The following is a 25,631-nucleotide window of genomic DNA, read 5'->3' on the forward strand; positions in this document are numbered from 1 at the left end:
TAGTTTAACTCTCAGAGGGAAAAGGTGTTTTAAAGTCTCAAAATTTTGATAGGTTGGAGAAAATATCTAACCATGTTCAAAAACTATAACGTCTTAGTTTAACTCTCAGAGGGAAAAGGTGTTTTAAAGTCTCAAAATTTTGATAGGTTGGAGAAAATATCTAACCATGTTCAAAAACTATAACGTCTTAGTTTATAGCTAATCTTTAAAACCGAAAGGTCTTGTAACTATTCGCTCAAAATTCTTGTTTGAGAATTTTAAAGACCAAGCTTTGGAATTATCTACCTTCTAATCTTGATAACTCCCGAGTTTGTTGAGCGTACATTTCTCGCAAAATCAAACCAGGGTCTACCCAACGTCCCCCATATTTCAAACCCCAATGCAGATGAGGACCACTGGTTCTACCAGTCATTCCTACTCTAGCTATTCTACTCCCGGCAGGCAACACTTGACCCTGTAGTAGCATAATCCCACCACCACGGTCTACTAAATAACGACGTCCGTTACGAGTTTCTACTTTTCCTTGAACGTGACAGTAGACGTGTTCCCAATAACCTGACTGAATTACAATGCCAGTACCACACCGACCATCTTCCCAAACCTCGACAACTTTGCCAGACCACCAATTTCGGATATAGCTTCCTAGGGGAGCTGCTAAGTCTAATCCATAATGAAACCCTCCACCACGAGGGCCAAAGGGTGATGTGTATCCTTGAAAGTTTTCTACAGGGAAGGAGGCGTTTTGCCAGTTGTTGACGTAGGCTATTTGTTGATTAGTAATTTTGGTTTCTTGTGCTTTGACTAATTCTTGCTTTATTCCTAAAGTTACTATACCAAGTGCTAGAAATCCTAGTAGTAATAATTTTTTTTGAGGGTGACGTAAAGTTTGTTTTAAGAGTGTAGATAATGTAGATAAGGAATTTTTTCTAGGAATTGACATATTTTTTTACTTTTAAATCATTGATAGTAATTGATAATTTGATGCACCTGAATATTATGGAAATATGGAAAGGAAATTTAGTAGTTTTGTTATTAGTAAATATGAGTGATGAATTGTCAATTGAAAATTATAGCATTCCTAAATATGTTGTGATCAATCAAAGAGTAAATAAAAAAACTGAAACTCCCACCTGTTGCCTGTTGCCTAAAAAGCAGTAAGATTTTTGACACGAATAAAATAGGATTCCTATATATTATTAGGTGGTATTGAGAAGAAAACATTAGGTGGATAGTAGTTATTTCATTTATCAGTTGTCAGTTGTCAAGACGAGAAAATTATTTAATACCGGGTGTATTATACAGTAAGAAGTAACTTTTTGATAAAAATGATAAATATTGTAGAATAGAGCGACTAGACTAAGAAAATAAAAATAAAAAAATAAAAAACATAAGGAATATATAAGCTCTTGAATATTGATAGTGCTTTTCAGGTAGATGAAGCAAACACTCAAAATCACAATACTTGTAGTAATGTTTTATAGAACATTTCTACTCTACTGTGTTCTACTAAAATTAAAATTGATAAATATTTTTATAGCATTTCTCAACATAAATGAAGTAGACAAGTTTTTGATTTTAGGAAACAGGAAACAGAGAGTAGTTAATGAAGTCAGAAGTCAGAATTCAGAAGTTATTTTTGTAACAGGGATTAGAGCAATGCTCCAAAAATATTGTGCCTTAAAAGGCGGGGTTTTAGACCCATATTATTTTTATAAAAGAGAAAAAATAGAAAATAAAGCAAAAATCTTGTATCTCATTAATATCAGAAACCCAATATTTAGATAACGAAAAAAATTAAATTGGTATTTCAATCGCAAATTCGGCTCCTTTTTCGGGAGAGGAAATACAATTAATTTTTCCTTTGTGCTGTTCAACAATAATTTGATAACTAACTGATCATCCTAAATCTGTACCTTTACCAACTGGTTTAGTAGTAAAAAAAGGGTCGAAGATTTTGGAGCAATTTTCCTCTTTTATACCAAAGCCATTATCAGAAATATAAATCCCAATCCAATCATTTTCTAATTTTTCTGTTCTAATACAAATTGTTGGTTGTTCTTCTACAAATTTGTTTTGACAAAATTTTGTTTCTAGTGCATCAATTGCATTATTGATAATATTCATTACAACTTGATTTAATGCACTAGGATAACAATGAGCTAGAGGTAGTTGAGCATAATCTTTAATAACTTTAATGTGAAAAGGTTGATTTTGTAAACGGGCTTGCAGAATTATTAAGGTATTGTCAATACCTGCATGAATATCTACAGTTTTTATGTTTGCTTCATCTAGGCGAGAAAAAATCCGTAATGATTTGACAATTTCACTAATTCGGTTTGTTCCTCCGGCAATTGAACCTAATAATTTTGGCAAATCTTCCTTTATATAATCTAATTCTATATCTTCAATTTTTGCTGCAACTTCATCAGGTAAGTTGGGGGAATTTTATTGAAAAATATCAACTAAATTTAATAAATATTTTGTATATGTATCAACATGATTTAAGTTACCTGAAATAAAGTTTACAGGATTATTAATTTCATGTGCAACTCCGGCAACCATTTGTCCTAAACTAGACATTTTTTCAGCATGAATGAGTTGAGATTGAGTCTTTTTTAGCTTTTCAATAGTTTCTTGTAAGTAAATATTTTGCTGTTTTAGTGCTTTTTCAGCTAATATCCTCTCAATTTCTGCAGCAGAACGAGCGAAAAATATTTTTAATATAGATTTTTGTTCTTCATAATTGTGTTTTAAAGGTTTAGTATCTAAAGCTGCAATATGACCAATATTTTTTCCATGACTATCTATAATGGGAATCCCTAAATAACCTTCAGCTTCCAAAGTTAATAAATCTCTATCTTCTGGAAAAAGTTGTTGAATTGAATGGGGATAAATTTTGATACCTGTTTCATAAACATTATCACAGGGAGTTCCACATAGCTCGTATTCAAAGTTAGGAATAAAATCATCTCCTGACCAAAAAGCTAATACCCTAGCTTGTGGCGGATCGGTGTCTAAAAATTCTGCAATTAGTGCATATTTTATTTGCAATACTTGAGCTAAGTATTCAACACAAGCTTGAAAAAATTCACGACCAATTTTCAATGCAATTCCTGCAACAATAAGTTTGAGATTATATTCCCAGTCAAAGTTATCAATTGTCATGAAATTTATTGAGGATATTTAGCTAAGAATGTACCTATAATAACTTATGTAATTTTATATTTTTGATAGAAAATATGTCTGTACATAATTTAGGGATTTCCTGATTCCTTAACTTAGCTAAAAGTCTTATTTTAGTTGGTGCATGAGGAATATTAAACCTCAGAGACCGTAAGTTTCCTAACCTAAGACAAGCAAAAGCTCTTCTTAATATTTACTTGATAAATTAACCATAACAATCTTTTTTTATCAGGTATAATTTACCAAAAATTCTATACTTTTCTGAAATCTGCTATAATTGAGAGATTTAAAATTTTGTTGAATAAAATAATTTAAGATTTTAAAAAATGATATTAGAAGAAATTTTTCCTTTTAGATTGGCCATAGATGCAACAGCGATCGCAGGTTCATCTTTGTGGTCTTTGGCCTTATATTGGGGTTTTTCCCCCCTGAGTGAGTGGGTGACGTTACAGCTTAACCGTTGGTTTAACTTTGCGGAAAGAGCGTTGTATACATCTGAGGAGGAATTTGAAAGAACGCGCAAAGCGAGAGAATCTCAAAATGCTTTTTATGCTTCTATCTTTAGTATTGTGCCTTTTTTAATTGTAGGAAGTTTATGCAATTGGGGTGTAGAATTTGGTTTAGGTAAAAGTTGGTCAATTAGTATTGGGATGATTACTTGTATAAGCTGTGGTGTTTATGAATTAGGAAGAAGAGATAGTCAATCTTCTTAAAGAAGGGAATAGGGAATAGGGAATAAGGAATAGGGAGTGTGGGGAGTAGGTAAATTATCAAGTTCTATAATGTTATGAAAATAGACCAAAAGTTTGATTTTCCGACTGATGTAGACAGGGCAATAAATATGCAAGAAAAACTCCGCCATAAAGTAATAGCTGAAGACCAATTTGGAGCTATTAAATATGTTGCTGGAGTCGATGTTGGTTATAGTAATGATGATAAGCTTACTCAAGCAGCAGTAGCAGTTTTAAACTTTCCAGAATTGGAATTGAAAGAACAAGCGATCGCTCAACGTCCTACTTCTTTTCCTTATCTTCCTGGTTTATTATCTTTTAGAGAAATACCTGCTATTTTAGATGCTTTAGAAAAGTTAAATATTATTCCCGACCTACTTCTTTGTGAGGGTCAAGGATTAATTCATCCCCGTCGATTTGGTGTAGCTTGTCATTTAGGAGTTTTAGTTAATATTCCTAGTATTGGTGTAGCTAAATCTCACTATATTGGGAAACATGATGTTGTTGGTTTAGAAAAAGGTAATTGGCAACCATTAATAGATGAAGAAGAAGTTATTGGTGCAGTTCTCAGAAGTCGTACAGGAGTTAAACAAATTTATGTTTCAACTGGTCATAAAATTAGCTTAATAACTGCTATAAATTATGTCTTGAAATGTACTCCTAAATATCGGTTGCCAGAAACAACTCGTTGGGCGGATAAATTAGCTTCTAATATTTTGATTGAGTAAACTAGAAAGTTATCAATTATCAATTTACTTAGCTGTATACTAAGGAGAATAAAGTTGTATTTTCTCTAGATATCTCTAGATAAATATATTTTGAGCGCCTTTTCTTCAATAATTAACAATTAATAATTACCTATTCTGTAATAGAAGGATTGCCTAAAAGGAATTTTTTTCTTCTCTTGATTGATTGGATATGGCGTTTTCGGCGCTTGAGCCGAAACGCCATCCCATCCTAACGGAATTCTCCGCAAACAACCGCTTTTTTCTCCATGAATGGAGAGGCTTTATACCTTGATTTTTCGGTAAAATAAAAAATTTATCAAAATGATTGTATTGAAAAATTACAAATGAGCAAAAAATCAGGTTTCAAGCCTATCCTATTAGGGGATTAAAAAATAAACTTCAGTATTTCAAGCTTCCTATTTCAGCCAGAATTACTGATAACTCAATACGGTTTAGTTAAGACGAAAACTCATAAGTGGCGAAGCAAAATTAACTAACTAATTTTCTTCCCTGTGATTTTGACAATACAGGTTTTTCAGAGCTAGAGTATGTGTAATTAATTTTGCACAACTACTTAAGATATAGAACCATTAGATAGGGTTTTCAAACTACATAAATACAAAAAAAATCCTTAACTGAACTGTATTGAATGATAACTGATAACTGATAACTGAAATGACTTATTACACAGTTGAAGAATTACTATCAATGATTGATGAACCTAATGCTTCTAAATGTTTGCAACTTTTAGAAGAAAACCGACAACTTTTTCAGAGAGTTAGAGGTTCTACTCATAATCATCAAACATGGGTTGGTGGATATATCGATCATATTCAAGAAATTATGAATATTGCTGATAGTCTTTATCATCATTTTAACGAACTACGAACTTTGCCTTTTTCCCATTCAGATGTTCTATTAGTAACATTTTTACATGATTTAGAAAAACCTTGGGCTTTTGAAAAAGATAATTCAGGGGAATGGGTAAGAGTTGAGTCTATGAGAACAAAAGAAACACAACAAAATTTTCGGAAAATTAAGTTAAAAGAGTATGAAATTGAATTAACTTCTGAACAAGAAAATGGGATTAAATATATTGAAGGAGAACATCAAGACTATACAAATAAACGACGAGTTATGAGTCCTTTGGCAGCTTTTTGCCATTTGGCAGATGTTACTAGCGCTCGCCTTTGCTACGATCATCCTATGGTAAATAATGACCCTTGGCAAGGCGCAAAACGGATTAGGAAATAATTACTAAAATTAATTATTAATAATTATTAATTACCTTTCATAATTTGTGAAAAAAACTGTAAGGGTTTGGTTGAAAAATACCTTTTTTATTGGGTACTGATAACTGATACAGCGCTACGCATTAAGGTTAGGAGATTTCTAAATCCTGTTTGCGCAGCATTCCGTAGGAAAACCCTTTATTAGCTACTCTTCCCTATTCCCTATTCCCTATTCCCTATTCCCTAGCGCGTAGCGCTATAACTGAAATGACTGTGGAAGTAAAATATGCTCTTGTTCACGAATGGTTAACTCCTAAAGCAACTGGTGGTTCAGAATTAGTTGTTAAGGAGATTCTCAAACATATTAATGCTGATTTATATGCTTTAATTGATTTTGAATCTAGCAATCCAGAAAGTTATCTTTATCAACGAAAAATAGGCAAAACATTTTTACAACATTTGCCTTTTGCTCGTAATGGAGTACAAAAATATTTACCTTTATTACCTATAGCAATTGAACAATTTGACTTACGAGAATATGATGTAATTCTCTCTTCTTCCCATGCAGTTGCTAAAGGTATTCTGACTACACCTTATCAACTACATATTTGTTATTGTCATACTCCTATGCGTTATGCTTGGGATTTAACTTTTGATTATCTAAATAGTAGTAAAGTTGGTAAAGGTATCCTTGGAATTTTTACTAGATATCTTTTACATAGACTGAGGGAATGGGATGTAATTTCTGCTAACCGAGTAGACTATTTTATTGCTAATTCTCAACATACCGCCCGTAGAATTTGGCGTTGTTATCGACGTAAAGCTGAGGTGATTTATCCGCCTGTAAATGTGGAAAAATTTCCTTTTAAATCTCAGAAACAAGATTTTTATCTAACAGTTTGTAGATTAGTGAGCTACAAAAAAATATCTTTAATTGTCAGAGCTTTTAATCAGTTAGGACGGGAATTAATAGTTATTGGCACTGGAAAAGAATTAGATAAATTACGTCAGCTTGCTAAGTCTAATGTCAAAATTATGGGTTGGCAACCTGAAGAAGTAGTCGCTCAATATATGTCAGAAGCAAAAGGTTTTATTTATGCTGCTTGTGAAGATTTTGGTATGGCTTTAGTAGAAGCTCAAGCTTGTGGAACTCCTGTTATTGCTTATGGTGTTGGTGGAGCTACTGAAACAGTTTTAGATATGAGAAAATATCCAGATTCGGCAACAGGTTTATTGTTTCCTGAACAAACAGAAAAAGCTTTGATTGATGCGGTGGAAAAATTTGAAAATTATCAGGAATATTTTCAGCCAGAAATTATTAGAAAGCACACCGATAAATTTTCTCAAACAGTATTTCAAAAGCGGTATTTAAGTTTTGTGGAAAAGTGTTATGAGGCAACAGAGTAATGAATAATGGATAATTGATAATTCATAATTAATCTGTAGAGGTTTACAGCACTTTTCAAATTGATGAACCACATCACCATAATCAAAACCTTGTAGGGATATTCCATGGAACGTCCCTACTGTGGTCTACCCAAATTAAAATCGTTGTAAAGCCTCCCCTTTTGAGGAGTAAAAAAGTGCTAGGAGATTTCCTTATATTCAATCCAATGTTTTTCACCAGAGGTAATTTTCCATTATTCATTATCCATAATTAAACCTCTTTGAAAAAAAGAAATATGAAACTATTGATTTCTCCTTTTTTTTTTAAAAGGCGATTTTAAAATGGATGAAATAACCAAGTATTACCAAATTATTTATCCAATTTTAAAATGAAGATGCAGACATTTTTAACATTCGGCAAATTCTGTATATTTTCTCAAATTAGGTGGGTGATATGCCAAAACAATATCTTTTTTAGGTACTCCTTTTTCAATTAATTGGTCGGCGATCGCTTCTTCTGTACCGTCATGTTGGACCCAAATTTTACTATCAATAATATCGACATGAATAGAACAACCATAAATTCGAGTATTGTTATTTTTCCATATACCATTTCACATAATTTAAAATTAAAAATTCAAAAGTAAGATTTTATCGGCTCAAAACTTTGACTGATAACTAATAACTGATTTGTTGGGTTGTGCTGGTGCTTAACCCAACCTACAATATAATAAATAGGGTTGGTAATTAGGTAATGCTATTCAATATTTATTAACTGTACAACTATAGTTTTTTCATAGATATTTAAGATCAAAGTATTACTCATTTACCAACGCCGAATAAATCATTAAATTAATAATAACTATGTCAGTACCAAACCAATCAAAATTAAATCAATTATCATTATAAAACCATCTCAAAAATTACAATTACTTGAGTTATGACTACTTTTTTTCAGAAAAAAAGAAATTATTACCACATAATTTATTTAAAATTTAAAGGTCAAAAGTAAGATTTTATCGGCTCAAAACTTTGACTGATAACTGATAACTAATAACTGATAAATTATTTGTTGGGTTGCGCTGGCGCTTAACCCAACCTACAATAAAATCAATCATTAAATTAATAATAATAACTATGTCAGTACCAAACCAATCAAAATTAAATCAAATATCATTAGAAAAACATCTCAAAAATTACTTTGGTTATGACTCATTCCGTCCTGGTCAAAAAGAAATTATTGCCACAGCACTTCAACAAAAAGACCTATTAATTATTATGCCTACTGGTGGAGGAAAATCTTTATGTTTCCAATTACCAGCATTACTAAAACCTGGCTTAACAATAGTAGTTTCTCCCCTCATTTCTTTAATGCAAGACCAAGTAGAATCTTTACAAGATAATGGTATTGCTGCCACATTTTTAAATAGCACTTTAGGCTTAACTGAAACTCGTAGGCGAGAAACAGATATTATACAGGGTAAAATTAAGCTTTTATATGTAGCACCTGAGAGATTATTATCAGAGAAATTTTTACCATTTTTAGAGTTAATTAATTCCCAACAAGGTATCTCTACTTTTGCCATAGATGAAGCTCATTGTGTTTCCGAATGGGGTCACGATTTTCGCCCAGAATATCGACAGTTACAACTACTAAGAGAAACCTATCCAGATGTGCCAATGATGGCTTTAACTGCCACGGCAACAAAACGAGTTAGAACAGATATTATTACTCAATTAAATTTACAACAACCCTATATTCATGTCGCCAGTTTTTTCCGTTCCAACTTATATTATGAAGTGCGTCAAAAAAGTAGTGCTAAAAATACTTTTGCGGAAACATTGCAAATAATTAGAACAATTGGTGGCTCAGGAATAATCTATTGTAATAGTCGAAAAAAAGTTGATGAAATTGCTTATAAGTTAAGAGAAAATAATGTATCTGCTTTGCCTTATCATGCGAAAATGGATGACAAAGAAAGAACTATTAATCAAACTAAATTTATTAGAGATGATATTGACGTAATTGTGGCAACTGTTGCTTTTGGTATGGGAATTAATAAACCAGATGTGAGGTTTGTAATTCATTATGACCTGCCTAAAAATATAGAAGGTTATTATCAGGAAACTGGTAGGTCTGGTCGAGATGGAGAAGCTGCTAAATGTATTCTATTTTTTAGTTATAGTGATAAAAAAAGTATTGAATATTTTATCGATCAAAAAGATGATGAGCAAGAAAAAAGAATTGCCGAACAACAGTTAAGAAGAATTATTAGTTATGCTGAGGCTACTGAATGTCGTCACCGAATTTTATTAGGCTATTTTGGAGAAGATTTTCCCGGAAATTGTGGAAATTGTGATAATTGTAAATATCCCAAACCAATCGAAGATTGGACGATTGAAGCAATGAAGTTTTTGTCTTGTGTGGCGAGAACTAAAGAAAGGTTTGGCATGAATTATATTATTGATGTTTTAAGAGGTTCTAAAAGTCAAAAAGTTTTGGATAGAAAACATGACAAACTTTCTACTTATGGTATTGGTAAAGAGAGGAGTTCTGACGAATGGAAAAATTTAGCAAAATCTCTTTTACATCAAGGTTTAATGGAGGAAACAACTGATGGTTATTCCGTGTTGAAACTTAATCAAAATAGTTGGGAGGTAATGGGTAGAAAAATCAAGGTAGAAATTGCTATAGAAAAGAAACATCAGATTGAGAAAACAACTACTTCTTTAGCAGCAGATGAACAAAGATTATTAGAAGAGTTACGAGCATTGCGGAAAAGAATTGCTGATGAACAAAATGTTCCTCCTACTGTAGTTTTTCAAGATACAACATTACAACAAATGGCAAAGAAACGCCCCCAAACTTTGGAGAAATTTATTAATATTTCTGGAGTAGGCAATTGGAAGCGAGATAAGTATGGCAAGCAGTTTATTGAGGCAATTAGAAATTATTGTGTAGAGTATGGTTTACCTGCTAATTCGGAACCTATTCGAGAGTTAGCAAAAGTTGTTGATAATAGTCTTTCTATGACACAAATAGAAACATTTGAGTTATATAAAAAAGGATTAACTATTAATGCTATTGCTAATGAAAGAGGGCTAAAATCTAGCACTATTGCTAGTCATTTAGCTGAGTTGATAGAAAAGGAACAACCAGTAGATATTGATAGGTTGGTAAAACCGGAAATTCAGACAGAAATTATGGCAGCAATAGAAGAAGTAGGTGATGAAAAATTGACGCCTATTTATGAGTATTTACAAGAGCGTTATAGTTACGGTGAAATTAAATTAGTTAGGGCATTTTGGCGGAGCGAACAGTTATATTTTTAATGGAAAAAGTGACTCGTCTAGTAGATTAGCGATCGCTCTTGTTATGAGAAAGGCGATCGCCTGTTAGAATAATTGTAGCGTCAATATTATCATAATAAAAATAGCCAAAATAGCAGACGAAAGTAGTATCTAATACCGTCAGAAACCGGGTTTGTTTTAGATTCCCCAGTCTATAACATCTACCTCTCACAAACCCGGTTTCTTATAACACTTCCATTACAAGCGGATTTGATCTAAAAAGAGCGATCGCGACAGCGGAATGTCGTTCTATCGCCTATTTTATCTATGTCAATATTGACCGAATTTTTGGTGTAGGTATTTCTGGAAATTATGCAACTTGCTATATTTTATAAATAGGGTTATAATTTTAATAATTTGACAATTATTTAGGTCGTTTTTATGAACATATCTTTAAGTCTAGAAGCGCGAAAATTTATTGAGGAACAAGTTAATAGTGGTAGGTATTCATCCGCTACAGAAGTAGTAGGAGAAGCATTACGACTTTTATCAGAAAAAGAGAGTATTCGCGCCAAATATTTTGTTGAGTTAAAAGAAAAAATCAGAATGGGAATAGAAGAACTAGATCGTGGTGAAGGAATTGATGGAGAAGAAGTTTTTGCAGAATTGGAGGCAGATATTAACCGGATTGAAACTGAAATGAAACAAGGGATAATTTAATAATGAGTCGATTTATTATATCTCCTTTAGCAAAACAGGAATTAAAGGAAATTAACCGCTATATTGCTAAATTTAATTCTAATGCTGCTAGAAGACTTATTAATAGAATTAAACAGCAGTGTAAACTGTTAGCTGATTTTCCCGAAATGGGGCAAAAATGTGATGAGTTAGAACCTGGTCTCAGAAGTTTTCCAGTAGAAAATTACATCATTTTCTATCGCCCAATAGATGATGGGGTGCAAATAGTGCGAGTAATTAGCGGTTATCGAGATTTGGAGATGATTTTCTCTCAGGATATTGATGGATAATTTAGGTTAGCGATCGCTTAAACAAAAGTCAATTTAATCAACAAAATTTTTTGGAGAAATGGGATGAGTATTTCAAAACCTCAAGCTGATGAGCGAGTTAAAAATGTACAAATACAAGAGGATACTTTCAGTGTTGAACTGATGGATGGACGTACTATTACTGTTCCTTTAGCTTGGTATCCTCGTCTATTAAAAGCAACTGCTGAACAACTACAAGCATGGGAAATATGTGGTGGTGGTTATGGTATTCATTGGGAAGAAATAGATGAAGATATTAGCACTGAAGGATTATTAAGAGGTGCCCCCGCTCCTGGTAGGTAGGGACGTTGCATGCAACGTCCCTACACGTTCTTTAGTATAAAAGTAGCAGGTATTTTTGGTTTGGTTATGGTGGCGATCGCTCTTTTTATTAGGAAGGCGATCGCGAAGCGGAACGGAGTTCTATCGCTTGCTTTATCTATGTCAATATTGACCGAATTTTTGGTGTAGGAATTTCTCGTCCTAATTCTTGAGCAGTTTCTCCATTATTTTAAATTATTCATCAACTTCAAATAGAGAACGAGGTAATCTTGAAAACTTCAGTATTTACACTGTTTTTGAAAAAAAAATAAAGTGAGATAATAAATTAAGAAGGAGCAAATAGGACTTAAAAACTATGATTTTTATTATACCTTTTATCTTGGGTGCTGCAGCATTAGGTACTGCTGCTGTTGGTGTATTTACAGGAGCTAGCGGTGTTTCCCAGATGAAAGAAGCCAAGAAAATTGGCCAGGATGCTCAAAGGCGACATGAGGAAGCAGTCAAAGCTTTAAAAAAGGAGTGGGAAACTACTCAGAAATTAGCAGAAGAATACGGTCAACTACAGATCGGGGTTAAAACTAAGACAATTGGTCGTTTTATTGCCTTTTTAGAGCGTATTGGTCAAAAATCTTCTACTGATAAACGATTTTTGGAAGGATTAGATGGTATTTCCACTGAAGAAATCAAGGAATATAAAGCTGCTGCTTTAGAAGCCGAAAAATTTGCCAAAGGAGGTTTTGGGGCGGCAGCAGCAGGAGCAGCAGGAGGTTATGGAGCAACTACTATGGCAACATCTGTAGGAGTCGCTAGTACAGGCACAGCAATTTCTGGACTGAGTGGTGCAGCAGCTTGGAATGCTAGTTTGGCATGGCTTGGAGGTGGATCTTTGGCAGCAGGTGGGGGCGGTATGGCACTGGGTACTCTTGTGCTTGGTGGGATTACGGTAGGTCCGGCGTTGGCAGTTGCCGGATTTGTAATTGGCGGTCAAGGTGAGAAGGCTTTAACTAAAGCGGAGGAATATAAGGCTAAGGCTAACGTTGAGATTGCCACGCTGAATGAAGCGCGAGATTTCCTTAAGCAAGTTAAACGTCGGATAAATGAGCTTGGTTACTTGCTAAAAGATATAGACGACCGCGCTTGTTTGGCTATGAACGAATTGGAATCTCGCCCATTTAACAAAGACCGCGATGCTGCAAAGTTTCAACAGGTGGTACTTTTTATCAAAGCTCTGGCAGAAATTATGAAGACTCCCGTTCTTGATGATGAGGGCAAAAAGCTAAATCCTGTAACCGAAAATATTATCGAAAAATATAGCACTATCTAAAGATAAGAAATATGTCAGCACAGAAAATTTTCAATAATCTTGATCAGTTTGTTACCCCTACTGAGTCTTTAGAACGTATTGTCGAAGCTTATAGCCACTATATGAAAATAGCAGAAGAAGAACAAACAAAACGTCGGGGAATACAAGCTTGGGAGAAAACTACCATCACGAAAATTCACGCACAACGGGATTTATTGATGGAATATCTGGAGCGGTCTTTTGACGAGCGTGCAAATAATTTTAGTCAGATGTTCGATGTAGTAGATCGAGCGATCGCTACTGGGAATAATGAACAGTTGGCTTTAATACTCGATTCAATAACACGGTTAGCACAGTCGAGTCCCTTCAAAGATTTAGCAAATTTAAGTTCGGTTCGTGCTGCTCTTGACGATCCAGACCACGAGTGGCAGTTTTGATGGTAGATTGTTTATATATTTCTCTTTTGAGCGCTCGTAGGGACGTTGCATGCAACGTCCCTACAGGTTGGGAATACAACATCCTTACGGGTTAGGGGAATTTACATTAATAAACCGACTGTATTATTTCGATCATTTTCCCATTTGATAGGGTTATTAATAATATATCTTCTTATATTTTCTAGAGATTCATCATCACGAATAATATTTTCATAAAATCTTTTTTGCCAACCAAAGAATGAATAGTTATTTGAGTTACACCAATTAGTAACGGCAGATTTATATGACCGAATAATTGCACTTAAACTCCCTGCTTTGGGAGACATTTCTGACATTATGTTGGAAATATCATATTCCTTTGAGACGTCAGACTTAACTTCTGTACTACTATCAATAATTATAATTCCATGTAGATGATTTGGCATAATTACATATCGATCTAAATATACATCTTTTTTTTTAGAGTGAATGGGAATATCTTGCCAAAATTTTTGTGCTATTTTACCAATATTTGATAGTTGCATTTGACCTTGAGTAATATTGCCAAAAAAGTTTTCTCGGTTGGAGGTACAAATTGTTACGAAATACCAGCCATTTTCGGCATAATTCCAATGTGGTAAACGGGTAGATTTTCTGCCTCTTTTTCCTTCATAATATTCGGTATTCATTATATTTTTTATTGGTTAAAATTTTTTGTCAAATTCTTACCGTCAACCCGTAGGGACGTTGCATGCAACGTCCCTACAGATTGTTTATTCGATTCCCTCTATCCTATCCTCCACTTGCTGATACAATTCCCGCAACCGATCCAAGTTACTCTCACTTGTCTCCCAATAACCGCGACCGTTCACTTCCAACAATGTAGTCACCATCTTCCGGAACGAATGCGGATTCAAATTCAACAACCGCTGCTGCATCTGCTCATCTTTAATAAAGGTCTCGTTCACATCTTCATAAACCCAATTATCAACGGCACCAGCAGTCGCACTCCATCCCATGGTATTCACGAGACGCTTTGACAACTCCCGCACTCCTTCATAACCATGAGATAACATTCCCTCATACCATTTCGGATTCAACATTTTTGTCCGCGCATCTAAACGTACTGTCTCTGACAAAGACCGTACCTGAGCATTCGCAGTTGTCGTATCCGCAATATAAGAAGATGGTTTTTTACCATCATCCCGGAGAGTCGCTACAATTTTTGTCGGATCGGAATCAAAATAATGACTCACATCTGTCAAACTAATTTCCGATGAATCTAAATTCTGGAAAGTCGCATCCGCAGTTTTCAACGCTGACTCAAATACTTTCCGGTTATCCTCCATCATTCCTGGGTTATCAGAATTAAATGCAAACGACTTGCGCTTCAAATACATTTCCTGTAATTCTGACTCATCTTCCCAGGTACTATTCTCTACTGCCAAGTTAACGTTTGCAGCATAAGAACCCGAAGCATTGGAAAATACCCGCGTTGCAGCTTGACGTAAATTTACTCCTAAATCTTCCGCTTGCTTGAGAGCGTGCTTCCGGACAAAGTTCATCTCTTCCGGTTCCTCTGCTTCTGCTGCCATTTTCACAGCTTTATCCAAAAGGTTCATTTGATTGATAAATAAATCTCGGAATACACCGGAACAGTTAATCACGACGTCAACACGGGGACGACCTAATTCTTCCAATGGAATTAATTCCAACTTATTCACCCGACCCAAAGCATCAGGAATAGGTTTCACACCTACCATCCACATTACCTGAGCAAGAGATTCGCCGTAAGTCTTAATATTGTCAGTTCCCCACAACACAACAGCAATAGTTTCTGGATACTGCCCACCATTTTCTTGCATCTGTCGCGCCAATAAACGGTCAACTACAATTTTTGCCGACTTAACCGCAGCAGCAGTAGGAATAGACTGGGGGTCGAGGGCGTGCATATTCTTACCAGTCGGTAACACATCGGGGTTCCGAATAGGGTCGCCACCAGGTCCGGGTAAAATATATTCCCCTTCCAACGCTCGCAACAGAGAACCCAACTCGTTATCAGCACAAACCTGCTCTAAGCAAAATTCCAAATATTCAAACAGAGGTTTAATAAGTTCGGCATCAACATCAGGAAAACCTGCCGTTTCCAGAGCTTCTATCCAAGGCACTTTTTTCATCATGTTGAAGAAATTAAGTTTGCTCACCATAGAAACTCGACCTTCAGCATCAGTTTGTTGTTGTACCAAAGCAGCAACAGCAGCACGAGTCGCTTCCGTAATATTCTGAACTAACTCCACATCTGCCAAAATACCCAGATTATTATTTTGGTAAAGTTCCTCAATATCGCGGTTGAGACTGTTAGCAATGATTCGAGGCAACCCAGTTATTCCTTCCTCTTCTCTGTCGAGACTAGCAATATTTACCAAAGTAGCGATCGCCTCTTCTGAACTAGGAGGTTTACCAATAATGTGCAAACCACAAGGCAACAACCGAGACTCAATTTCCATCAGTCGGCGATAAACATCACCTACAATTTTATCCCGTTCCTCAGCAGTCAACTCCTGAGCATCCTTTTCTGGCAGCGTCACATCCTGGTCTAAATTCACCATCCGACACTTATCCATAATAGTGTTCACAATGGGAATACCGCGACCGCTATCTTTCAAAGTTTGATAGGAACCGATCAATTCGTTCAACTCCTGTAAACCTTTATATAAACCAGCATTTTCGGCAGGGGGAGTCAAATAAGAAATAGTCTCAGCATAACTGCGACGTTTAGCAATAGTCGCCTCACTAGGATTATTCGCTGCATAATAATAGATGTTGGGAATGCTACCAATGAGATTATCTGGATAACAATCTCCAGACATTCCAATTTGCTTACCAGGCATAAATTCGAGAGAACCGTGAGTACCGAAATGCAGCACTGCATCAGCTTTCCAGATTTGTTCTAAATAAGTATAGTAAGCAGCAAAACCATGATGAGGACTTGCGGAACGGGAGAACAACAACCGCATGGGGTCTCCCTCATAACCGAATGTTGGTTGTACTCCGATGAAAACGTTGCCGAAACTCTTACCGAAAATCAATAAATTTTCGCCGTCGCTATTCAGGTTTCCTGGAGGCGGACCCCAGTTTTCATGCAAGCGCTCGGAATATGGAGTCAGACGTTCATATTCTGCAACTGACATCCTGTGAGCAATATTCAACTCCGGACTTTGATATTGAGCAGTCGCATCGTGAATAACTTCCTTCATCAATTCTTCTGCGGAGTCTGGCAAGTCTTGAATATCGTAACCGTTGCCTTTTAGTCCTTTTACAACTTCATAGATAGAACCGAAAACATCTAAATATGCAGCAGTACCAACATTTCCTTTATCTGGTGGGAAACTGAAAATAGTAATAGCAACCTTTTTATTCAGTTTAGGTTTACGTCTAAGAGTTGCCCACTTCAGAGCGCGTTGAGCTACAGCTTCGATCCGGTCTTGGAGAGCGATCGCTTTTCCAGTAGCTCCATCTCGCCCAGACATAATAATAGGTTCGATCGCTCCGTCTAGTTCGGGAATAGCTATTTGCAAAGCGACTTGTATCGGATGCAAACCAAGTTCGCTTTCTTCCCATTCTTCGGTAGTTTGGAAAACCAGAGGCAAAGCAACCATATATGGTCGGTTTAAGCGTTTAAGAGATTCAATCGCTTTCGGATGGTCTTGTCTTGCAGGTCCGCCAACCAGTGCAAAACCAGTCAAAGAAATAACTGCATCTACTAATGGTGTAGGTTCAACTCCCTTAGCAGCACTTTCCCAGAAATAAGCATCGACTGGTTTGGAAAAATCTAATCCTCCAGCAAATACAGGTACAACTCGCGCTCCCATTGCTTCCAATTCTTGCAACATAGCAACGTAGTGAGCGTCATCTCCCGTAACTAAGTGGGTACGCTGCAAAACTAAACCAACACAAGGAGCGAGGGGGTCTTTCAAATCTTCGGAAATATCTTTGCGGTCGTTGTACCAGGTGAGATATTCTTTAACATCCTCAAACATTTTAGGTGCGAGAGGATGCCAAACACCCATATCAGGGTAAACCACTGGTTCCACATATTGAAGAGAACTGTTTTTCTGATCCTTGAAAACATATTTGTCTGCCAACATCAACAGGAAGTTTTGCAAGTTTTCAGAGGAACCCCCTAACCAATACTGGAAACTGAGCATAAAGTTTCTAGCATCCTGCGCCTTATCAATAGGCATATATTTCAACACCTTCGGCAGAGTTTGCAGCAACTTCAACATTCCATCTTGGAAAGAAGAGCCAGATTTTTCCTTACGCTTCCGCATAAATTGAGCGATCGCGCTCTTACTCTGACCTAATTGGGCCATTGAAAAGCTGCCCATTTTATTCAGGCGCATTACTTGAGGCATGGAAGGAAAGACAACTGCAACGTCCAGTTTGTCACGGTGGGGGGTAACAGCCTCCACTACTTTTTCGGCCAAGTCTTCAATGAAAATTAGGGAAGCGATAAAGATGTTAGCTTCAGAAACTTCTTTTTTAAAATTTTCGTAATTTTGAGGGTCTCTTAATTCTTCTATTAAATAGCCACTTATTTCTATGGCCATATTAGGATTTTTTTCGTTTATGGAACGTACTGCTCCTGAGAGGGCACTTTGATATTGTGCCTCTAAAACGATATATACGACTTTTAAGAGCGATCGCCCTTTCAAGTCTTCTGGGACAATGTGGCGAACGGCGGGTTTAACAGATGTGAACATTAAGTATTGCTCCTTGAGCATAATTGCTGATACTTAATGAGTATATTTACCAGAAAATGTGAAAAAAAGGTAGGGTAAGTTTTTGTTTTGATACAATTCTATAAGAAATTTGAAATTTTCCGTTACATTTATTGACAAAATGCCGAGTTTATAATCTAAATTTTGTCATAAAAATTAACTTGACTTTTTGATATAAATATGTACATCAAGAGAAGTAGATTATATAGCAACAGCCAGGGCGATTAGGACATAGACTGATGATGAATCAAAGACCACGGAAACACTTTTCCCACTGTTCCCTGTTCCCTGTTCCCTGTTCCGTGCTATATAAGTAGTGATACAAAATAAATTTCCTAGCGGAGAAAAGGAACAGCGAAGAGGAAGTTTACTAGGATGTTTCAATAATGGATAATGGATAATTGATAATTGATAATTACCTCTCCCTAAAAACGGATAGGATTGAATAAAAGGAAATATTTTCTTGTTTCTCCTTGATCATGAGAGGCTTTAAACCTTAATTATTCGGTAATTAGGGTTTGCTGAATAAACTCTTTTAGTAGGGGTAGGAGTCAGGAGTCATATCATGTCCGCTGGTATCGGAGCGTGTCAACCTAACTGTCAATATCTATGGGAAATTTAGGTTTTTTTGTGCTTTTAAGCCTTCTCTCCTATGAACTTAGCAGAAGACAAGAAGAAACAATCTGATCCCGTCTGAATTTTAGGCTTTTTGATATGTTCTGACATTAATAGCAACTGAGAGTTATTTACTACTGACTACTATTTTTAGGTGGTTGTGTATTGTAGCTGATAGCTGAATGCTTACCTTAAAGAGGCAAACTAATTACAAACTCAGTTCCTGTTCCTAATTCTGAATTACAAATAATTTTACCTCCATGTTTTTCTTCTATTATTTTTCGAGAAATTGATAAACCTAAACCTGTTCCTTTTCCTACTGCTTTTGTGGTAAATAAATGACCGAATATTTTGTCTTTAAATTCCTCACTGATACCCATACCATTATCTCCTATTTTGATAATTGCCTGTTGTTTTTCTGAGTCAATTTCTGTAGTAATAGTAATCTGATTCGGTGCTGCCTTAATATCGGTAAAAGTTTTCCCGGAATTACTTTCGTCTAAAGCATCAATAGCATTAGAAATTAAATTTATAAACACTTGATTTAGTTGTCCGGGATAACAGTTTATTTCTAGTAAATATCCATAGTTTTTTACTACTTTTATTTCTGGGCGTTTCTTGTTAGCTTTTAGTCGGTGCTTGAGAATTAATAAGGTGCTATCTAGACCATCATGGATGTTAAATGGAACTTTCGCTATTGTATCAGCACGGGAGAAAATTCTCATTGATTTACTAATTTCAATAATCCGCTTTGTTCCTTCTTTCATAGACTGGATTGATTCTGGCAAATCTTCTTTCAAATAATCTAGTTCTATCTCTTCTATTTTCTGTTGAATTTTTTGACTTTTATGTTCAAATTCTTGTTCATAAAGTTGTAACAAATCCATTAAATCTTGAATAGATTCAGTGGCATAATCTAAGTTCCCAGAAATAAATCCAATAGGATTATTAATTTCGTGAGCAATACCGGAAACTAACTGACCAATAGAGGCCATTTTTTCACTTTGAACAAGTTGTAGTTGTGTTTCTTCTAATGTTTGGGCATAATTCTGAGATTCTTGATATAATCTGGCGTTTTCTAGGGAAATTGCAGCTTGGGAGCAAAGTAAACTTAATACTTCTACTCGCTCCTTTGTAAATGCTCCTGCTAGTTTATTGTTTTCTAGGTAGAGAATGCCGATCGCGTGACCACGATCTATTAAGGGTAGACATAAAACAGACTTAGGTTGGTGTTTTTGAATATAAGTATCTCCTGCATAAGCATTTTTGTTACTAGCGTTATCAATAACTAAAGGCTTTTGGTTGCGCTTGACTTTATTGACAACACTCAAAGGTACTGCATGACTGGTTGCCACAGTTACAGACCTAGGAGTGAAAATTTCTTGGCCAGTAACCACAGATTTCAGGATTAACTTTTGGTCTTGAAAAAGCATCAAGACTGCAGTTTCAGCTCCAGCATTTTCTCTGACTACTTCCATTAAGTTAGCGATCGCTCCGTTTAAGGATATATCTTCTGAAAGGGTACGCGATGCTTTCATTAGAGTGGCTAAGTCTAATATTTGTTCTATTCCTATTGTTGTTTGGGAAATTGTTCCTTGAGTTAAATTAATGAAAGTGGCACTGGATAGGGAGCCAAGTTTTTGCCTTTCGAGAATAGGTTTGAGGAGTTGAGGATAGTGTTTTTCTAAGTCGTCAGTTTTGGCTTTTGCACCCCAACGGGCATAACAATAATAGGCTTCTTGCATATAAATACAGGCAATTTTTTCTTTGCTCCAGTCTAGGTATAATTTGGCAAGGAGTTCTTGAGCTAGTGCTTCTTCATAGTCATATTGGTTAGTTTGAGCTGTAGTTATGGCTTGTTCATATAAATCAATTGCTTCGGTTTTTTGTCCGTTTAATCGTGCTTTTTCTGCTTGTATAATTAGACATTTATGGAGAATATTTTCAGGACAATAATTTTGCCAGGTATTTAATTTTTCTTCCAGAGAAATAAGTTTTTCTAAATGGAATTGATAGTCTTTTTCTTCCTTTGTAGTTTCAGCTAAAGTTATGTGCATTAATGCTACATAAAATACACTGGAAGGAACTTTAGCGTGGCTAGCAATAGTATTTTCAATTATGTCTAATTTGGTAATTAAATCTGGATAAGCTGCTTGGTTATTAAATAAATAAGCATGGCGAATTTTAACAGAATATAACCAAGAAAGATGGTAAGGAGTATTGCTATATTTTTGTAAATACTTAGATTCGCTGAAATCATCGTCATCAAAGGTGAAAATTGTTTTAGTTAAACCCAAAAGATTGCGAATTGGTTGCACAACTCCCACAATTAAAGCATCCAAATTTTCTAAGCTTTTAACCTGACGCAAAAAATCAGCGTGGGTTTTGGCAATAGTATATAGTTCACTTAAATTTTTACCATAAGTAAGGCGATCTGAGCCACTTTGCATCATCATAAATCCTACTGTGAGCCAGTTTCCTGCTTCCATTCCATACTTATAAGCATTTTCGTAGTAAGTATCTGCTTCTCGAATTGGGCGACTCCAGCTATGTACATCTGCAGCAAACAGAAAATTCGTCATCCCCCGCACATCAGCATTATCAAATTGTTCGCACAGTTGCACAGCCATGTCTCCAAATTTATAAGCTGTGGTAGCATCTTTGAGCATGGCATTTACAACTAAACCATAACCTACATAACCGAAGGGAGACATATCACTATTACCATTTTCTAAAGATAAAGTTGTCATCTTTGCCAGAGCTAGAAATGCTAGGGTTGGTTGACCATCAAGCCATGCAGCGTAGAAGAGAATTTGTGAAATTCGCAGCATTTCTGCCATGTTTTCATCTTTCATTTTGGGAAGCTTAAGAATTGATGCCACTGTCTGCTGCTGTATAAATCTCTTAACTTTGGCAATTTCTTCATCTAGACTAACTTGAATCACTTTTTCCTCTATAGGAATTTCCCAACCAAGTAGAAGTAGACTTTGGCGTTGAATGGCGATCGCTTCACTATTTCTCCCCTGAAGTTGATACTGAGTCATTTGTATCCGATAAATTACCGCTTTATCCAAAGCAGTTTGAGCATGGTTGAGTGCCTCGGTATAGAGAAGTTCAGCTTGAGCAAAATTTCCACAAAGATATGCTGCCTCTGAGCCATAATGGTGTAAACTGTAAATTAATTCATAGTCATTTTGCCAAGCAGTTATGGGTAATAAATTAATGCCAATAGTAAAATAATTTTCAGCTACTTGGTAAGCTGCGGATAGTTTTGCTTTCTTGCCCGCTTCTAAATTCAAATCAGCTAATTTTTGTTTTTCTTCTAGGCTAAATATGGCTGCTCTGCCAAGATTTAACTGATTTACTAAGGCAAAAATTTGCTCTGATTTTTCATCAGGTGATAATTTTTGTAATAACAATTGACCGATTTTTAAGTGTGTTAATTGCTTTTGATTTTCTGGAATTAATGTATAGGCAGCTTGTTGAACTCGATCGTGTAAAAAACGATATTGTACATCTTGATTAACTTTAGTATGCTCCTTTTCTCTCTCCCTACCCAGATAGAATTTATAAACCTCAGTTTGTGGCAAAATTAATCCTAATTGTAAAGCTTTCCACAAATTATCTGCTGTATCTGCTTCTGACTGCTCACAAACTACTGCCAAAGTTTGCAAATTAAACTGATTCCCAATACAAGCAGCTAATTTCAACACCTGTTGAGTTTCTTTTGGTAACTTTTGCAACCGCCCAGCCATAAATTCCACTACATCGTCAGTAAGTGTCATTTGCCTAACTTGAGCAATATCGCACTCCCAATACCCCACTGCCGTATTAAATTGAATTAACCCTTCTCCATGCAAACCGAGCATAAACTGAGTGGTAAAAAACGGATTGCCTTTGGTTTTCTGATATATCAACTCTGTTAAAGGTTGAGCAACTTCTGGAGTACAACTTAAGGTCTCAGATACCAATAAGTTAATGTGATTCTGAGATAAAGGGGATAAGGTAATAGTGTTAATTATTCCGTCTTCTTTGGCAATTTCTTCTAAAGTCAGCATCAAGGGATGAGCGGGAAATACTTCATTATCCCGATATGCTCCAATGAATAGTAAATAACTCTTTTCTCCTTTACTCATCAATAGTTGCAACAAATTCAGAGAAGCAGAGTCTGCCCACTGCAAGTCATCAATGAATATAACTAAAGGATGATTTTGTGTGGCAAATACCTGAATAAATTTACCAAACAGCAAATTAAAACGATTTTGCCTCGCACTTCCTGATAACTCCGCTACAGCAGGTTGCTTACCTATGATTTTTTCTAACTTCGGAATTACTTCAATGATTACTTGCCCATTTTCTCCCACTGCCTCCAAGATTTTACTTTTCCATTCCTGTAGTTGAGCATCACTTTCACTCAAGATTTGCTCCATTAAATCTCGCAGGGCTTGCACTAATGCAGAAAAGGGAATATTACGATTAAACTGGTCAAATTTCCCTTTGATGAAATAACCCCTTCGTCTGACAATAGGTTTGTGAACTTCATTTACAACCACTGTTTTTCCAATGCCAGAGAAACCTGCCACCAATATTATTTCTGAACCTCCCCCTTTTCCAAGGGATGATTGAGGGGGGGCTGCTACTCTGTCAAATGCTGCTAATAACTGTTCAACTTCTGCTTCTCTACCGTAGAGTTTTTCTGGAATGAGGAAGCGATCGCTTATATCTCGCTCTCCCAACTCAAAATTCTCTATTTCTCCCTTTTCCTCCCATTCCTGCCGGCATTTTTCCAAATCATATTTTAAACCCAAAGCACTTTGATATCTATCTTCGGCGTTTTTCGCCATCAACTTCATTACAATTTCCATTAGCATTTCGGGTATTTGTGTTTCCCCTTCCCTACTCCCTAATACTGGCATTTTAGCTAAATGACAATGCACTAATTCCATGGGGTCTTTTGTTTCAAATGGTAAGACTCCATTTAACATCTCAAAAAATGTTACACCTAACGAATAAAAGTCGCTGCGATAGTCTATTCCTCGGTTCATTCTACCAGTTTGCTCTGGGGAAATATAGGCTAAAGTTCCTTCTAAAATTTTGTAATTTTGAATAGTTTGAGTTTCTTTTGGCAACAGAGTAGAAATGCTAAAGTCAATAATTTTTACTTCCTTAGTTTGAGGATTAATTAATATATTTGCTGGTTTAATATCTTTATGAATAATGCGATTTTGGTGTAATTGATAGACAATTTCTGCTATCTGAATAGCTATGTCTAAAAATTGGGATATATCTTTTTTATCGTGAGACAAATTTTGATAATTTTGAGCTAAAGAAATACCGCCAAAATCTTCCATAATTAGAGCATAGCTATTCTGATAACGCTCTAGAGCTAATGGCTTGACAATACCTTCTATGTGGAGATTACTAGCAATAGTATATTGGTTGCGAAACTTGACTAATTCATTAAAGGAAGGATAGTCATTTCGGAGTAGTTTAATTACTACTGGTTGAGAGTCTGCTTTAGTCACTGCGCGATAGACTACCGTACCCTCGCTCTCATATATTAAGTCGCCGATTTTGTAATTGCTTAAGGATGTTATAGTTAAGTTCATGGCCAGTTAATCAAAACGCTTTTTTATAACTTTATTTTCATAGCAATTTTAAAGTTATAATTTGAATAATTTATCAATTATATCACGATATTTACTTAAATAATATTATAATTTTAGAGCTGATGAAGGTATAGGGTATAGAGGATATGGAGAGAGGATTTAATCTTAAAAAGCGGTCACCAGTCAGCAATCAGCAGTCAGCACTAAATGTGCGTGTTTGCGGAACATATCGAAAAATTACTTCAAGGAGAGTAAAATGCAACTAGCTAAAAATTTATTATTTTCAATTAGAAAACTGGGGATTTATGTAACTATAATTACTGGATTAGTTATTAATTTAACCACTGAAATAGCATTAGCAGGGACTTCATGGCAAAAGCGAGAAATTACCAGGATTGAATGGGAAAAAGGGAAAACAATGAATTGCAATGGTGAAGGAGTAGAATTTTTGATTACTGGCTCGAATATGCATCGGACATTTTATAGTCTAGCTGTTGCTTGTTTAAATCCAACTGGACAAAACCAGGCAGATTGGGTGATTTTAAGTGGAGTTGATTTTGTTTACAAAAATGGTCGCCAAGATGCTTTTATTCATAGGTTTCCTCCCAAAACTCAAAATTCCGGAGGAGAACCAAATTTATATTCATTTGCCAAATTTGTCATCGGTTATAACTGTAGTTTCAACAGTCGTCAGTGGCAATGTGAAGAGTATAGTTCGACTATTGAAAATAACGTTCTCAAAACTTTTGGTTCCCAACAGTTGAAATCGACAATAGATGAGTTCTCTTTCCTGTTTAGCGATCTAGACTCGTCAAAATATCAGACAACTAATGCTCAATAATAGAATCCAGTAGTAGACTGTTTCATCTTAAATGGTGCATTACTTTTTGGTTGTGTCTAGACAAGGAAGACAAGGGAGACAAGGGAGACAAGGGAGACAAGGGAGACAAGGGAGACAAGTTGAGGAACCGAAACCCAACAACAATCTTTCTCCCCTACTCCCCTACTCCCCTACTCCCCTACTCCCC

The 25,631-nt window shown here is 35.7% G+C and carries 22 protein-coding genes; 14 read left to right on the forward strand and 8 right to left on the reverse strand.

The features are described 5' to 3' along the window. Positions 1 to 277: 277 nt before the first annotated feature. Positions 278 to 940, reverse strand: a complete 663-nt coding sequence (locus ACP6PK_RS27080) for a M23 family metallopeptidase (RefSeq protein ID WP_426564308.1) — start codon at positions 938 to 940, stop codon at positions 278 to 280. A gap of 56 nt (positions 941 to 996) precedes the next feature. On the opposite strand from ACP6PK_RS27080, the gene ACP6PK_RS27085 reads away from it, so the two are divergent. Both ACP6PK_RS27085 and ACP6PK_RS27090 read left to right on the forward strand, forming a co-directional pair. Continuing rightward, a complete protein-coding gene (locus ACP6PK_RS27085; protein ID WP_426564310.1) occupies positions 997 to 1,158 on the forward strand; it encodes a hypothetical protein in 162 nt (53 codons plus the stop codon). Positions 1,159 to 1,518: 360 nt separating this feature from the next. After that, positions 1,519 to 1,785: a hypothetical protein gene (locus ACP6PK_RS27090; RefSeq protein WP_426564312.1), complete on the forward strand. Its 267-nt coding sequence runs from the start codon at positions 1,519 to 1,521 to the stop codon at positions 1,783 to 1,785. Between the two features lie 111 nt (positions 1,786 to 1,896). Here the strand turns inward: ACP6PK_RS27090 and ACP6PK_RS27095 are convergent, their stop codons facing one another. Together ACP6PK_RS27095 and ACP6PK_RS27100 are read right to left on the reverse strand one after the other, a co-directional pair. Continuing rightward, on the reverse strand, positions 1,897 to 2,373 hold the full coding sequence (locus ACP6PK_RS27095; RefSeq protein ID WP_426564314.1) for a sensor histidine kinase: 477 nt from the start codon (positions 2,371 to 2,373) through the stop codon (positions 1,897 to 1,899). A gap of 72 nt (positions 2,374 to 2,445) precedes the next feature. Continuing rightward, entirely contained in the window at positions 2,446 to 3,165 is a 720-nt protein-coding gene (locus ACP6PK_RS27100; RefSeq protein WP_426564316.1) for a sensor histidine kinase, read from the reverse strand. A gap of 347 nt (positions 3,166 to 3,512) precedes the next feature. On the opposite strand from ACP6PK_RS27100, the gene ACP6PK_RS27105 reads away from it, so the two are divergent. The 4 genes from ACP6PK_RS27105 (at position 3,513) to ACP6PK_RS27120 (ending at position 7,281) form a co-directional block, all read left to right on the forward strand. Next, complete coding sequence (locus ACP6PK_RS27105; protein ID WP_094672653.1) at positions 3,513 to 3,896, forward strand: hypothetical protein; 384 nt, start codon at positions 3,513 to 3,515, stop codon at positions 3,894 to 3,896. Positions 3,897 to 3,970: 74 nt separating this feature from the next. Next, complete coding sequence (nfi, locus tag ACP6PK_RS27110) at positions 3,971 to 4,642, forward strand: deoxyribonuclease V (RefSeq protein ID WP_426564318.1); 672 nt, start codon at positions 3,971 to 3,973, stop codon at positions 4,640 to 4,642. Between the two features lie 675 nt (positions 4,643 to 5,317). Beyond that, positions 5,318 to 5,896 carry a hypothetical protein gene (locus ACP6PK_RS27115; RefSeq protein ID WP_426564320.1) on the forward strand — a complete coding sequence of 193 codons (579 nt, stop codon included), beginning with the start codon at positions 5,318 to 5,320 and terminating at the stop codon, positions 5,894 to 5,896. Between the two features lie 245 nt (positions 5,897 to 6,141). Next, positions 6,142 to 7,281, forward strand: a complete 1,140-nt coding sequence (locus tag ACP6PK_RS27120) for a glycosyltransferase (protein ID WP_426564322.1) — start codon at positions 6,142 to 6,144, stop codon at positions 7,279 to 7,281. Positions 7,282 to 7,667: 386 nt separating this feature from the next. Here ACP6PK_RS27120 and ACP6PK_RS27125 read toward each other — a convergent pair whose 3' ends face one another. Beyond that, the gene (locus tag ACP6PK_RS27125; protein ID WP_426564390.1) at positions 7,668 to 7,868 is read right to left on the reverse strand and encodes an element excision factor XisI family protein; all 201 of its coding nucleotides are present in this window, start codon (positions 7,866 to 7,868) and stop codon (positions 7,668 to 7,670) included. Between the two features lie 529 nt (positions 7,869 to 8,397). Between ACP6PK_RS27125 and recQ the strand changes: the two genes are divergently transcribed. Next, positions 8,398 to 10,593, forward strand: coding sequence for a DNA helicase RecQ (gene recQ, locus ACP6PK_RS27130; protein WP_426564324.1), 2,196 nt, complete (start codon positions 8,398 to 8,400; stop codon positions 10,591 to 10,593). Positions 10,594 to 10,618: 25 nt separating this feature from the next. On the opposite strand, the gene ACP6PK_RS27135 is transcribed toward recQ, so the two are convergent. Further along, complete coding sequence (locus tag ACP6PK_RS27135) at positions 10,619 to 10,783, reverse strand: hypothetical protein (RefSeq protein WP_426564326.1); 165 nt, start codon at positions 10,781 to 10,783, stop codon at positions 10,619 to 10,621. A 209-nt stretch (positions 10,784 to 10,992) separates the two neighbouring features. Between ACP6PK_RS27135 and ACP6PK_RS27140 the strand changes: the two genes are divergently transcribed. The 6 genes from ACP6PK_RS27140 (at position 10,993) to ACP6PK_RS27165 (ending at position 13,619) form a co-directional block, all read left to right on the forward strand. Continuing rightward, the gene (locus ACP6PK_RS27140; protein WP_426564328.1) at positions 10,993 to 11,271 is read left to right on the forward strand and encodes a type II toxin-antitoxin system ParD family antitoxin; all 279 of its coding nucleotides are present in this window, start codon (positions 10,993 to 10,995) and stop codon (positions 11,269 to 11,271) included. Between the two features lie 2 nt (positions 11,272 to 11,273). Beyond that, on the forward strand, positions 11,274 to 11,579 hold the full coding sequence (locus ACP6PK_RS27145; protein WP_426564330.1) for a type II toxin-antitoxin system RelE/ParE family toxin: 306 nt from the start codon (positions 11,274 to 11,276) through the stop codon (positions 11,577 to 11,579). Positions 11,580 to 11,642: 63 nt separating this feature from the next. Then, entirely contained in the window at positions 11,643 to 11,900 is a 258-nt protein-coding gene (locus tag ACP6PK_RS27150; protein WP_426564332.1) for a DUF2442 domain-containing protein, read from the forward strand. A 9-nt stretch (positions 11,901 to 11,909) separates the two neighbouring features. Beyond that, positions 11,910 to 12,068, forward strand: coding sequence for a hypothetical protein (locus ACP6PK_RS27155; protein ID WP_426564334.1), 159 nt, complete (start codon positions 11,910 to 11,912; stop codon positions 12,066 to 12,068). Positions 12,069 to 12,234: 166 nt separating this feature from the next. Beyond that, positions 12,235 to 13,203, forward strand: coding sequence for a hypothetical protein (locus ACP6PK_RS27160; protein ID WP_426564336.1), 969 nt, complete (start codon positions 12,235 to 12,237; stop codon positions 13,201 to 13,203). Between the two features lie 11 nt (positions 13,204 to 13,214). Beyond that, positions 13,215 to 13,619, forward strand: coding sequence for a hypothetical protein (locus ACP6PK_RS27165; protein WP_426564338.1), 405 nt, complete (start codon positions 13,215 to 13,217; stop codon positions 13,617 to 13,619). Between the two features lie 101 nt (positions 13,620 to 13,720). Here the strand turns inward: ACP6PK_RS27165 and ACP6PK_RS27170 are convergent, their stop codons facing one another. The 3 genes from ACP6PK_RS27170 to ACP6PK_RS27180 form a co-directional block, all read right to left on the reverse strand. Beyond that, positions 13,721 to 14,287: a transposase gene (locus ACP6PK_RS27170; protein ID WP_426564340.1), complete on the reverse strand. Its 567-nt coding sequence runs from the start codon at positions 14,285 to 14,287 to the stop codon at positions 13,721 to 13,723. An 84-nt stretch (positions 14,288 to 14,371) separates the two neighbouring features. After that, positions 14,372 to 18,361 (reverse strand): magnesium chelatase subunit H, encoded by a 3,990-nt coding sequence (locus ACP6PK_RS27175; RefSeq protein WP_426564342.1) that lies wholly within the window; start codon positions 18,359 to 18,361, stop codon positions 14,372 to 14,374. A gap of 824 nt (positions 18,362 to 19,185) precedes the next feature. Then, positions 19,186 to 24,603 (reverse strand): trifunctional serine/threonine-protein kinase/ATP-binding protein/sensor histidine kinase, encoded by a 5,418-nt coding sequence (locus ACP6PK_RS27180; protein WP_426564344.1) that lies wholly within the window; start codon positions 24,601 to 24,603, stop codon positions 19,186 to 19,188. 256 nt (positions 24,604 to 24,859) lie between these two features. Between ACP6PK_RS27180 and ACP6PK_RS27185 the strand changes: the two genes are divergently transcribed. Continuing rightward, positions 24,860 to 25,444, forward strand: a complete 585-nt coding sequence (locus tag ACP6PK_RS27185) for a hypothetical protein (RefSeq protein WP_426564346.1) — start codon at positions 24,860 to 24,862, stop codon at positions 25,442 to 25,444. The last annotated feature ends 187 nt before the right edge of the window (positions 25,445 to 25,631 follow it).

The organism is Dapis hubbardiae BLCC-M172, assembly GCF_050016015.1.
In the GTDB taxonomy this organism is placed as follows: domain Bacteria; phylum Cyanobacteriota; class Cyanobacteriia; order Cyanobacteriales; family Microcoleaceae; genus Trichodesmium.

Bases quoted from the DNA above. Each gene is read 5' to 3' on its own strand.
- ACP6PK_RS27080 (WP_426564308.1), bottom strand. From the start codon at position 940: ATGTCAATTCCTAGAAAAAATTCCTTATCTACATTATCTACACTCTTA.
- ACP6PK_RS27085 (WP_426564310.1), top strand. From the start codon at position 997: ATGGAAATATGGAAAGGAAATTTAGTAGTTTTGTTATTAGTAAATATG.
- ACP6PK_RS27100 (WP_426564316.1), bottom strand. From the start codon at position 3,165: ATGACAATTGATAACTTTGACTGGGAATATAATCTCAAACTTATTGTT.
- nfi (WP_426564318.1), top strand. From the start codon at position 3,971: ATGAAAATAGACCAAAAGTTTGATTTTCCGACTGATGTAGACAGGGCA.
- ACP6PK_RS27115 (WP_426564320.1), top strand. From the start codon at position 5,318: ATGACTTATTACACAGTTGAAGAATTACTATCAATGATTGATGAACCT.
- ACP6PK_RS27120 (WP_426564322.1), top strand. From the start codon at position 6,142: ATGACTGTGGAAGTAAAATATGCTCTTGTTCACGAATGGTTAACTCCT.
- recQ (WP_426564324.1), top strand. From the start codon at position 8,398: ATGTCAGTACCAAACCAATCAAAATTAAATCAAATATCATTAGAAAAA.
- ACP6PK_RS27140 (WP_426564328.1), top strand. From the start codon at position 10,993: ATGAACATATCTTTAAGTCTAGAAGCGCGAAAATTTATTGAGGAACAA.
- ACP6PK_RS27145 (WP_426564330.1), top strand. From the start codon at position 11,274: ATGAGTCGATTTATTATATCTCCTTTAGCAAAACAGGAATTAAAGGAA.
- ACP6PK_RS27150 (WP_426564332.1), top strand. From the start codon at position 11,643: ATGAGTATTTCAAAACCTCAAGCTGATGAGCGAGTTAAAAATGTACAA.
- ACP6PK_RS27155 (WP_426564334.1), top strand. From the start codon at position 11,910: ATGCAACGTCCCTACACGTTCTTTAGTATAAAAGTAGCAGGTATTTTT.
- ACP6PK_RS27160 (WP_426564336.1), top strand. From the start codon at position 12,235: ATGATTTTTATTATACCTTTTATCTTGGGTGCTGCAGCATTAGGTACT.
- ACP6PK_RS27165 (WP_426564338.1), top strand. From the start codon at position 13,215: ATGTCAGCACAGAAAATTTTCAATAATCTTGATCAGTTTGTTACCCCT.
- ACP6PK_RS27170 (WP_426564340.1), bottom strand. From the start codon at position 14,287: ATGAATACCGAATATTATGAAGGAAAAAGAGGCAGAAAATCTACCCGT.
- ACP6PK_RS27175 (WP_426564342.1), bottom strand. From the start codon at position 18,361: ATGTTCACATCTGTTAAACCCGCCGTTCGCCACATTGTCCCAGAAGAC.
- ACP6PK_RS27180 (WP_426564344.1), bottom strand. From the start codon at position 24,603: ATGAACTTAACTATAACATCCTTAAGCAATTACAAAATCGGCGACTTA.
- ACP6PK_RS27185 (WP_426564346.1), top strand. From the start codon at position 24,860: ATGCAACTAGCTAAAAATTTATTATTTTCAATTAGAAAACTGGGGATT.